The sequence below is a fragment of the Mesorhizobium sp. M1227 genome (genome assembly GCF_040318315.1).
In the GTDB taxonomy this organism is placed as follows: domain Bacteria; phylum Pseudomonadota; class Alphaproteobacteria; order Rhizobiales; family Rhizobiaceae; genus Mesorhizobium.
Genome location: NZ_JAMYLZ010000073.1, coordinates 1 through 9,946 on the forward strand (window position 1 = coordinate 1; position 9,946 = coordinate 9,946).

A 9,946-nucleotide genomic window follows, 5' to 3' on the forward strand; every position below is an offset into this window, starting at 1 on the left:
GTGCGCGCGATCCAGCTTCGCCCCCCGCAACGAAATCGGGAGGGCCGACATGCGTTTGCCAGACAAAGTTTGGTGGGGCAGGTTTCCACGTAACTTTTGATCCATAGGCCGCTTTGCCCGGAGCTGTGATACGTCCACGTAGAGTGCAGATCCGCGGCTCCAGCCTTCTCGCGCAAGCATTCGGCGTCTCCGCATGATCGACGCAGGATGTTTGCTGCAAGAGTGATGCATGATGGACAGTGGTGGGGCACGCATTGACGATGTCAGGCGTTCAGGATTTTCGCTTCCTTGGCGGCGCTGAGAAATACCACGCGCGCTACATCCGGTGCGCTGCCGCCGCCGAGAACCTTCATGCATGCCATACGAGCCTGGATGCGGCGCGCGGTTTCTCCAATGGGCCAGCGGTAAAGCAGCATTTCGGCGGCTTCGCGGGTGCTCGAAACACTGACTTTGCCCGAGGACAGCAAAACGGTCACGGGCTCTTCGAACGTGCCGACATCTCGTTCGCAGGTCATATGCTGGTCTCCTTTCGCAAACCTCCCCAAGACTCTACCGGTGAACCATCCGTTCCGTTGCGTCACGTTTGTCCCGGTAGGCGAACATTGTGAGGATGGGCTTCGTCCACCCCCTCATGCCTCCTCTCATAACCGAGGGGGTCAGTTCTTCATCTCGTCAGGGGGTCAGTTTCTCAATTCGGGCGACAGGCGTGTCGGAGCGGCTCTTGTGCTTGAGGCCGGCTCGCGAGGAGCTATGGTCGGAATTGGGTGACGCGGCCGATCAGGCGGCGTGAATTTGACGCCGGCGATGTCTGAGCAGCTCAAGCGTAAGGCGACAGTATCGAGGTACCTGCACGGCGGGAGGCACGCAACGCTCGATGCGGATTTGCTGGAATGGATTATGCGGAGGCAGCTTCGAGTTGCCGCGCCGGCTCCTGGTGCGGCGCAGCATCTGTTCCCGCGCCAACGCCGGCCGGTCATGTTCCTTTAGGCCGAGCGCGGTGGCTTCAGTAAAGGCGTCGACAAATGCCAGCAGGCGTGTGGTCCGGTCACGGTGACGCCGGCGCTCACGGCCGATAACGTGCAGGCCGCTGTTGAGCGCCAGCAGGTGGGGCCGCGGTCTTGCGGCGCTGCCGCAGCATGCGAGCGACTAGAAGGGTGCCGAGCCAGGGTTGATGCTGGAGTGGACTGATGTCTTCCCAGGCGTCCGAGAGCATCGCAGCAATAGCACTTGATGAGATCGGTTATCGTGCTATATATGTAATCATCCTCACCAACCCAGCGGAGTGGAATATTATGGCACATACCAATGACACCTTTGAGCTATCGGGATTTGGCGCGCTCACCGGAACTCCGAAGGAGGTTGGTGACCAACTTGATCGGCTGACTGCGGAGCAAGTCATAGCGCTAACGTTCGAGCATGGGAGTGAACCCGCAGTTCGCGCCCTTGCGGACACGGTCGTCAGCATCGCGCCTCTGGTCCGTACCATCCTGATGAGTCGTCAACGTGAAGCCATTAACTTAATAATCGAGGCCCTGGTCCCTCAGGTGCCGCCCCCGCAGTACATGCTTGTCGAGGCGCGGATGACGGCCGAGGCGAGAAAGGCAGTGCTGGAGAGCGGCGATTGGCTGACCGCTCCCCAAATCGCCAAAATGGCTGGGTTCAGCACAAGCAACCTGAGTGCGCAGCCAAACAAGTGGAAGAAAGAAGGCCAGATCTTTGCAGTTCGGCATCGGGGCGTAGACTATTTCCCTGGGTATGCTCTGGATTCCGCCGCTGGATATCGGCCTATCAAAACGCTCGCTAAGGTTCTGAGCGTCTTACACGAGAAAAAGGACGACTGGGGGCTCGCCTATTGGTTTGCATCGGTCAATAGCTTCCTTGGGGGCAAGCGTCCGCAAGATGTGCTCCCTGCGCAACCCGAGCGCGTTCTTGCAGCCGCCGAGGATGAGTTGGTAGGCGCACTCCATGGCTAAATCAAAGATTGGACGGGGACCTGGGATTCCAGTTCCCGTTCCATCGCACGATTTGCAGGATATCATCACCCGAACGATATGGCCGGCGGACCAAGTTATCCATCGTATCCATTTGAATCTCTATGCCGGCGTCGAGTTCAATCCAGGCCTGAAAGGCAATGCCCGTTTCAGCCCGATCAAGAATGCAACTGGGGCCAATATCCCAACTCTGTACGGCGGCACGACCTTTGACTGCGCGGCGATGGAAACCGTCTTCCACGATGTGCCATTCGCGCCGGGCCTGAAGACCTACGACAAGGTGAAACTGGCGGATCAAGTCTATTCGCAGGTGGCGCCGCAGGGCGAATTGGTCTTGGCTGATCTGAGCGTCACAGCGCTGAGGAAACTCGGCATCAAGCGCAGCCAGATCATCGACACCGAGAAGGACCGCTACCCAGCAACACGCCCCTGGGCTGAAGCCATTCACGTACAATGCCCAGATATCCAGGGACTTTGCTGGATTTCTCGGCAGGACGACCGGGCTCTCGCCGTGATGCTGTTTGGCGATCGAATTCCGGCAAGGACGTTGGTGCAGTCCGGCGTGTCGCTCGATTTGACCGGGAATTCTGACGTCTATTCCGAATTGCTCGAACTCGCCGATCGTATCGGCGTAAAGATCGTAGGCATCAGCTTCTGATGGCGGGACAGGAGATCATGGCAATTCTGGGGGCACAACGAGGTAGTCGCTGACCTCCCCAGCCGCGCCTTCCGGCAACCGTCTGATCAGAGTGTGCCGTTGCGGTCATGGCCGCGCCGAAGGCGGAGGGACGGTTGCGGGTAAAAGCCGTCCGTATGCGCCGTGCACCGTGCGCTGGCGGCTGTCGAGCTGTTCGACGTGATTCAATGGCGCGGTTTGCGCGGAAATTTTGCAGCCCCGGGGCCTGCAGAGCGCGATCAAACTGGCGGTGCGCGCCAGGCCCGTCCGCGGCCGCAAGAGCAGGAACGCTGTGACCGCCGATATTCTGGCCGCCCTCTTGAAACATGCGCCGGTGACCGTCTCGTCGACGTCGGGGATCGCGCGATTCTCATCACGGCCTTCGCCTGCAGCGGCCGGCGTCGCAGCGAAATTTCTGCTCTTCGCGTCGAACAGCTGGTCGACGAAGACCCGGTTCCGGCCGATCCCAACGCTCCCGGCGGCGATAAATTGCCGTGCCTGTCGATACGGCTCGGCCGCACAGAGACGACGCAAGCCGACAGCGACGCTTTCGTGCTGCTCGTCGGCCGGCCTGTGCTGGCTGGAACGCGCCAGGATCAGCGACCGCGTCGTGTTTGGCGGCATCGACCACTGGGGCAATCTCGAAGCGCGCGTCCTGACGCCGCAGGCCGTCAATCTGATCCTGAAGCGGCGCACCGCCGAGGCCGGGCGCTCGATCCGGAAGCCTTCTCCGCCACAGCTTGCGCTCCGGCTATCTCACCGAAATCGCACGCCGCGGTATTCCGCTGCCCGAAGCCATGCAGCAGTCGCAGCATCGCTCCGCGCAGCAGGCCTCAAACTATTACAATGACGCGGAACGCACGCTCGCGGGCGGCGCGGATAATCGCCTGAGTCGCAATTCGATCCGACCCTTGCGGCGTTAGCTCCAGACAATTGGTTCCGAGGCAGCCGGCCTTCCGGATCGATCACCTTGACCTGGTGCGGGAGCCCCTCGCCCCAGCTCCATGGCACGAGGTTCTGATCGGATGTGCCGGCACCTGGGGCGAAGCTGGGCACGAGAATGCCGAACTTGCCTTCAGCAACCAAGCGGTCGTGGATGCTCCATGACGGCGGCCGTTTGCCATCGGCGAGAAAATCCATCCAGGCACAAGCCATATCTTCGAACTGGGCGTCGGCCTGGCCTTGCGCCGTCCTCAGATCGACAATGTCGCCCCCGAAACCGGCCAAATGCACGCACAACGTCCAGTTCTCTCGATCGGCCGCCCATTGGCGATCCCCGCGTCTCGACGGAGGATCGGGCGACCGACGCCCGACGAGGTCAAGGCGGCTGGCTGCCGCCTCGCCCACCAGGAGCACGGCTCCGGCGCCTCGCCCTCCCGGCCGGTGCTGGCGAAGCTGATGCGCGAGATAGCCGTATGTGGGACACGCCGCTATGCGATATAGCGCCCAGAATCTCCAGGGTCGCCGCCGGCGATAGCCTGCCAAGACGGTCACCCACGCTTGCCGTGGGCACCCGTAATGGAAACGATGGCGGGCGCTACCGTGACGAACAGGATATAATGCTCACCGGCAGCAAGCTGGTTGAGGAAGGCCCCACCGTCATGAAGCCAATGAACGAAGAGCACCTTGCGGTCATACGCAGGCACATGGTCGAGATGATTGCAATCCATACCGACCTTGCAAGCGAAGAACTCGGCAAGGCAGCGCTCGATGAGCGGGTGATGGCGGCGATGCGGCGAGTGCCGCGGCATCGCTTCGTGCCAGCCTCGGTTGCACCTTATGCCTACCAGGACATGCCGCTGCCGATCGGCTTCGATAAAACCGTCTCGCAGCCATTCATCGTCGCTCTCATGACCGATCTCCTCGCTCCCCAACCGCACGAGGCGGTCCTCGAGATCGGCACTGGCCTGGGCTATCAAACCGCAATCCTCGCGGAACTCGCCGGGCAGGTTTGGAGCGTAGAAATCATCGAGGAATTCGTAAGCCGTGCGGAGGCTCTCCTGCAGGAGCTAGGCTTATCCAATGTCGGCATTCGTGTCGGAGACGGGTCTCGCGGCTGGCCCGAGCACGCCCCATTCGACAAGATCCTGGTCACGGCGGCGGCTGAGCAGACACCGCCGGCTTTTCTGAAGCAACTCAAGCCGGGGGGACGGCTGGTTCTGCCTTTGGGATCTAAAGAAGCACAGTTTCTGACTGTCATCGACAAGGATGCGGCAGGGCAGCTCGAGACCCGGAAACTCATCCCGGTTCGGTTCGGCCGGCTCGAAACCGTCTAGTGAGGTGCGACAACTAACGCGACCGCGCTTTTCCACCGTCAATCAGATGCCAGCCTTCCGCGTTTCTTCGCCCTTTGTGAACGCGAGAAACAACACGTCGCAGACTTGTGGCACGCTTATCCGCAGCGTGGCCTGAGTTAACTGCGACATACGGCGCCAGCATAGTCTGCTGAGGAAGCGCAGTCTTCGGCGGCCTCGCCTGCGGGCGAATGCCTGTCCGCGGGATTTCCTCACGACCGAGGTGCAAAATGATTCCGCGACATCTGTCATTATGCACGACGACACGCGCGTCGAGGAGGCCCGCCATACGGCCCTCGATACCACACTTCTGCAGGCCTTGCCGTGGATCGTCTCGCTCAAGCGGGGAGACTTAACCACCTGATGCTTGCAACACCTTGATCTAAACGCAGTTTACCTCATTCAAACAGACGAGGACATTAGGCCACCCCTCCCCTACGGTAAGAGGTCGTTCGGCCGACTTTATCCGGGAGAAACTATTGTAGTCGTATGGAAATAAAATCAAACTCGCCGATTCTTCATGCAGACACTATTGGAGTTCATGTGCTCGCATCCCATAGGGGGAACGTTGTCGAAGGACGAGTGGGGGAACAACGATTTTCTCGGTGTTACCGCAAAAACCTATAAACCCCATTCGGTGATATGCCGCCAGGAAGACGACAACGGTGAGATATTCATTGTAAAATCGGGTTGGGCTATACTTTATCACGCGCTGCCAGACGGAGAGCGGCAGATCATAGACACTCCCCTCAAGGGGGACGTTGTCGGTTACCGTGGATTGGACGGACCCCGTCTTGCGTCGCTGGCGTCCATAACCGAACTAGCTGTCTATGAAATTTCCAGTAAGGAACTGGTCGAGGCGATCCTGTCGGACGGCCGAATCGGGAAGAAGATCGCCTCCTCGCTGGCGCGCCTGAACGCCATCCTTGCCGAACATCTGATAAATACCGGGCGGCGGAACGCGATGAGGCGTACCGCCCATTTCCTGCTCGAGTTGGAAGAGAGGCTCTCCATGGTTGAGCTGTCGGTTGATGGAAGATATGAGTGTCCTCTTGCCCAGCATGAACTGGCCGACATCCTCGGAATGACCACGGTTCACGTCAACCGAACGTTAAGGGAGCTCCGCAAGGCCGATCTCGTCTCTTTCAAGTCAGGCCATGTAGAGGTGATCAACCGCAAGAAGCTGGTCGAAACAGCCGGATTCGACAGCGAGTACCTCAGGTAGCGGCTATCTCTCTTTGAACGCCAGCGCATGGACGCCAAAATGAAAACGGTCGTTCCGTCGCCGGAACAGTTCGAGACGACATTTATGGAGGGCTGGTCGTGCGCAGGACGCCTGACGTCTCGAGGACAGCGGTATCCGGCTCGAGGCGGTCGACGGTTGGGCCGAGCGGAACGCAACCCGTTCGTGCTGACCAAGTGTGACAAGGGAGATCATCGTGGCCGCGGCAACTCGGCCTATCGCGCGAGTGCGACGTGCTGCCAAATTATGCGCAGAGGGCCGCTTACCAAGGCCTGCTCGATTAAAGTGGGGAGCCAATGCTGCCAGCACTGTCCCCCGACAATGTCAACGGCACTTTCGGCGGTTCTGGTCTGCCGATGAAATGTCGGAGGCACACGCTGATCCAGATTCGGCTGTCTGCTGGGCTGAAGATGGCTGGGTGTCCAATGCATGCGCCTTTCGCACAGAATCCAGCCCTTTGGGTCCAGCTTGGCATCGGTTCCCTGAAAATTACCAAAAAAGCAATCTATGTTAGAGACTGCTTATAAATAACCCCTACACTTACCCCACGCTGGGTATCACTGGGGGTTGGGGAACTGACAACGACGCAAATGGGGTAATCGAGTCTCGACCCTTCAAAACGCGCAGTACCAAACTTTCACTGCGAGAGAATGCGGAAATCATGTCGGCCAGCGCAAGACGGCTTGTGTGGGAAAGAGGGAGTATTGACATGGGTGCCACGGCAGGACTGCACAATTGTAATTCGGCCAGTCAGTCAGAAGTTCCGTCCGGCGGGCCGGGAATCGACCAAGGGCAGACAGGCAGGGAATGCCTCCTCATCTTGGACGGAAGGGCTCTGGACCGCGAGTGTCTCGCATCGGCTCTCGTGGACCACGAACTCGGCATGGATGTCGCCGCCTTGGCGTCCGTCGAGGAATGGCGCGTCAGAAAGAGATCGGCCCCTCCCCTTGCAGCCATACTCTTCAACCTTGGCAGTCGGAAGGTCACCGATCGTGGCATCGCTGACGAGATCAGGCATATTTCGGGCGAGTTCAAATCAGTCCCTGTGGTCGTCCTGGCCGACACCGAAGACCTTGCCCAGATACTGACCGCTCTCGAATGCGGTGCACGCGGTTACATTCCGACCTCTGTTGCAATCAATGTCTGCGTCGAGGCCATCAACCTTGCGGCAGCGGGAGGCATCTTCGTGCCGGCGAGCAGTGTCATTGCTATGCGGCACCTGATAGATTCGGGCAGCCGCGACACGCAGCCTTTGGCAGGCATGTTCACGCTTAGGCAGGCCGAGGTTGCGCAAGCGCTCCGGCGCGGCAAGGCGAACAAGATGATCGCCCACGAACTGAATTTGCGCGAAAGCACGGTGAAGGTCCACATCCGCAATATCATGAAGAAACTAAAGGCGACCAACCGCACGGAAGTCGCCTGCAAGGTCAACGACCTTCTCGCAGAAGGAACTCTGGCTGAGTAGTGAGCCCAAGCGCCCAAGCGTAACACTTCCCAACTTGCGTGAGTCCCGCAGCCGCATTCTATTGCTGAACGTCCAAGGGCGGAATCGGCAGCTGAACTGCTGTCTAGCCAGACCTCGATCGTATCGAAAATCTTGTGCTGGCCCTTGATCGGGAACGAGGCTTCGGAAAGTGAATGCACCAGCCAAAACGAAGCTCTGTCGCAGGTCAGATAGGAGGACGATTGTCGAAAACGAGGTATGCATTTTTTGCTTCAAGTAGATCATGCCGATGGTGAGATTCCTGAGGTACCACCGTATCGTTCCCCGGCGCGCCGTTGCCAGTCGGTGGAGTAAGCATACCATGATTCATCGCCCAAACTGCAGCCTGTGTTCGGTTGCGGACTCGAATCTTTCTGAGTATGGCTTTGACGTGTACCTTCACCGTAGCTTCGGCAATGTTGATTTGGCGCGCGATCGCTTTGTTTGACTCCCCTTGGATCAAGCGGCACAGAATACAGTTTTCGCGATTCGACAAAATTACCAGTTCTTGATCGCTACTCTCCACTTTACTTTCCACCTTTGGTAACTCATAAGCTATCGGTTCATCTTTCGAACCTTGCCTTATATCTTGAATAATCATCGAAGTTTCCGCAGGTAGTACCGTTTGCCCAACCATAACCAATTCGAGGGCTTTGATGAAGGTGTCGTAAGCAGCGATCTTTGTCAGATACCCGTCAGCCCCCGCACGAAAGGCTGAGACTATATCGGTCGTGCGACAGTGATCAGCTAGCGCAACGACATGGCTGGCTGGGTAAATCGCCTTAAACTCAGCAATCTGCGCGAATTCAGCTTCCGCATCAGCACCGCCGATATCTATGATTAGCAAGATCGACCGGTGATGCGGTAACGGCTTTTGCAGAAGATCGTTAACAGAAACCGTAGAGAAAAGAACGCGAAAATCTTCTTCATTCAGGATTCGACTAACACCTTCTCGAAGTAACTCGCTTGGCCCGACAAGCACGGTTACGAAAGATTGCCTTGTCATCATCGCTTCTCACCCGGCGCGATTGGTTACACGCGTCGATTAGGTGCTCCATGCGCCAACCGTACAGTTTTCTTTTTTTAACCTTACGCCAGGAAAGCCGTACACCAAAATACCCTCTTTAGGCGTAGGGCAGCATCATCGAGGCGTATCCCGAATCTTCAACCTGGGGCTTTTGGTCAAGAACCCGAGCTCGTGGTTTCAAAGCAAGCGAGACGAACGACAGTGAAAGACCTACGATCAATCCTGCGCCTGACGCATGAGCAAGGCCTCTCGGTGCGTGCGGTGTCGGAACGGCTGAAGATCAGCAAGACTTCGGTTTCGACCTGTCTGTTGCGGGCGCGTGAGGCTGGCATCTCGGACTGGCCGCTTCCGCCGGGCTGTGACAATGACGTATCGCTTGAGAGGCTTCTGTTTCGCCGGGTTGGCCGTCCGCCGCAGGATATGGACGAGCCCGATTGGGCGATGATCGCGCGCGAGTTGAAGCCCAAGGGCGTGACGCTGACGCTGTTGTGGCAGGAAAACCGTGCGGCGCATCCCGATGGTTATGGCTACACGTGGTTTTGCGACCGGTTCGGCGCTTTCCAGCGCCGGGCGAGCGCAACGTTCCGCAACCGCCACGAGGCGGGCGCAGTGATGCAGACCGACTATGCGGGCCACACCGTGCCCGTCGTTGATCCCGATACTGGCGTCATCTACCAGGCTCAGATCTTCGTTGCGGTGCTGGGCGCCTCGTCCTTCACCTTCGCCCATGCCAGCTTCAGCCAGAAGCTGCCGGACTGGATCGAGGGCCAGTGCCGGGCACTCGCCTTCTTCGGCGGGGTAACGAAGGCGATCGTCTGCGACAATCTGAAGGCCGGCGTCGCCAAGGCGCTGTGGTTCGAGCCGACGCTCAACCAGACCTTCGCCGCCATGGCCGAACATTACGACACGACGATCCTGCCGACCCGCAGCCGCAAGCCGCTCGACAAGGGCAAGGTCGAGGGGCGCGGTGCTGATCGTCGAGCGCTGGGTCCTGGCCCGGCTGCGCAACCGGCGCTTCTTCAGTCTCGGCGATCTCAACGCCGCAATCGCGGGGTTGCTGGAGGATCTCAACAACCGCCCCATGCGCCATGTCGGCAAAAGCCGCCGCGAACTGTTCGAGGAGATCGAGCGGTCGGCTCTGGCGCCGCTGCCGCCGGCGCCGTTCGAATATGCGGAGTGGAAATCGGCCAAGGTGCATCCCGACTACCATGTCGAGATCGACAGGACCTTCT

10 protein-coding genes and 2 pseudogenes are annotated in these 9,946 nt (G+C 58.9%); 8 read left to right on the forward strand and 4 right to left on the reverse strand.

Features of this window, described 5'->3' with window-relative positions; genetic code table 11:
* Positions 1-263 precede the first annotated feature (263 nt).
* From NKH28_RS33600 to NKH28_RS33610, 3 genes are all read right to left on the reverse strand, one after another.
* Positions 264-476: a DUF982 domain-containing protein gene (locus NKH28_RS33600; RefSeq protein ID WP_352981401.1), complete on the reverse strand. Its 213-nt coding sequence runs from the start codon at positions 474-476 to the stop codon at positions 264-266.
* A gap of 301 nt (positions 477-777) precedes the next feature.
* Positions 778-1,104 carry a DUF1612 domain-containing protein gene (locus tag NKH28_RS33605; RefSeq protein ID WP_352981406.1) on the reverse strand — a complete coding sequence of 109 codons (327 nt, stop codon included), beginning with the start codon at positions 1,102-1,104 and terminating at the stop codon, positions 778-780.
* Positions 1,064-1,213 (reverse strand): DUF1612 domain-containing protein, encoded by a 150-nt coding sequence (locus NKH28_RS33610; protein ID WP_352502796.1) that lies wholly within the window; start codon positions 1,211-1,213, stop codon positions 1,064-1,066. Before NKH28_RS33610 ends, NKH28_RS33605 begins: the two co-directional genes overlap by 41 nt.
* On the opposite strand from NKH28_RS33610, the gene NKH28_RS33615 reads away from it, so the two are divergent.
* From NKH28_RS33615 to NKH28_RS33645, 7 genes and pseudogenes are all read left to right on the forward strand, one after another.
* Complete coding sequence (locus tag NKH28_RS33615; RefSeq protein ID WP_352981402.1) at positions 1,188-1,973, forward strand: hypothetical protein; 786 nt, start codon at positions 1,188-1,190, stop codon at positions 1,971-1,973. The two genes, NKH28_RS33610 and NKH28_RS33615, sit on opposite strands and share 26 nt — an antisense overlap.
* A gap of 112 nt (positions 1,974-2,085) precedes the next feature.
* Positions 2,086-2,649, forward strand: a complete 564-nt coding sequence (locus tag NKH28_RS33620) for an RES family NAD+ phosphorylase (protein ID WP_352981403.1) — start codon at positions 2,086-2,088, stop codon at positions 2,647-2,649.
* A 151-nt stretch (positions 2,650-2,800) separates the two neighbouring features.
* Positions 2,801-3,558, forward strand: a pseudogene (locus NKH28_RS33625) (tyrosine-type recombinase/integrase); the annotation flags it as partial.
* Between the two features lie 336 nt (positions 3,559-3,894).
* Positions 3,895-4,110, forward strand: a complete 216-nt coding sequence (locus NKH28_RS33630; RefSeq protein WP_502906700.1) for a hypothetical protein — start codon at positions 3,895-3,897, stop codon at positions 4,108-4,110.
* 158 nt (positions 4,111-4,268) lie between these two features.
* Positions 4,269-4,943: a protein-L-isoaspartate(D-aspartate) O-methyltransferase gene (locus NKH28_RS33635; RefSeq protein WP_352981407.1), complete on the forward strand. Its 675-nt coding sequence runs from the start codon at positions 4,269-4,271 to the stop codon at positions 4,941-4,943.
* A gap of 538 nt (positions 4,944-5,481) precedes the next feature.
* On the forward strand, positions 5,482-6,186 hold the full coding sequence (locus NKH28_RS33640; RefSeq protein ID WP_352981404.1) for a Crp/Fnr family transcriptional regulator: 705 nt from the start codon (positions 5,482-5,484) through the stop codon (positions 6,184-6,186).
* A gap of 727 nt (positions 6,187-6,913) precedes the next feature.
* Positions 6,914-7,669 carry a LuxR C-terminal-related transcriptional regulator gene (locus NKH28_RS33645; RefSeq protein WP_352818814.1) on the forward strand — a complete coding sequence of 252 codons (756 nt, stop codon included), beginning with the start codon at positions 6,914-6,916 and terminating at the stop codon, positions 7,667-7,669.
* 205 nt (positions 7,670-7,874) lie between these two features.
* Here NKH28_RS33645 and NKH28_RS33650 read toward each other — a convergent pair whose 3' ends face one another.
* Positions 7,875-8,696, reverse strand: a complete 822-nt coding sequence (locus NKH28_RS33650) for a LuxR C-terminal-related transcriptional regulator (protein ID WP_352542495.1) — start codon at positions 8,694-8,696, stop codon at positions 7,875-7,877.
* A 189-nt stretch (positions 8,697-8,885) separates the two neighbouring features.
* On the opposite strand from NKH28_RS33650, the pseudogene istA reads away from it, so the two are divergent.
* A pseudogene (gene istA, locus NKH28_RS33655) lies at positions 8,886-9,946 on the forward strand (IS21 family transposase); the annotation flags it as partial.

Coding starts and splice junctions, on each gene's coding strand:
- NKH28_RS33615 (WP_352981402.1), top strand. CDS start 1,188: ATGTCTTCCCAGGCGTCCGAGAGCATCGCAGCAATAGCACTTGATGAG.
- NKH28_RS33610 (WP_352502796.1), bottom strand. CDS start 1,213: ATGCTCTCGGACGCCTGGGAAGACATCAGTCCACTCCAGCATCAACCC.
- NKH28_RS33630 (WP_502906700.1), top strand. CDS start 3,895: ATGCACGCACAACGTCCAGTTCTCTCGATCGGCCGCCCATTGGCGATC.
- NKH28_RS33635 (WP_352981407.1), top strand. CDS start 4,269: ATGAAGCCAATGAACGAAGAGCACCTTGCGGTCATACGCAGGCACATG.
- NKH28_RS33640 (WP_352981404.1), top strand. CDS start 5,482: ATGCAGACACTATTGGAGTTCATGTGCTCGCATCCCATAGGGGGAACG.
- NKH28_RS33645 (WP_352818814.1), top strand. CDS start 6,914: ATGGGTGCCACGGCAGGACTGCACAATTGTAATTCGGCCAGTCAGTCA.
- NKH28_RS33650 (WP_352542495.1), bottom strand. CDS start 8,696: ATGATGACAAGGCAATCTTTCGTAACCGTGCTTGTCGGGCCAAGCGAG.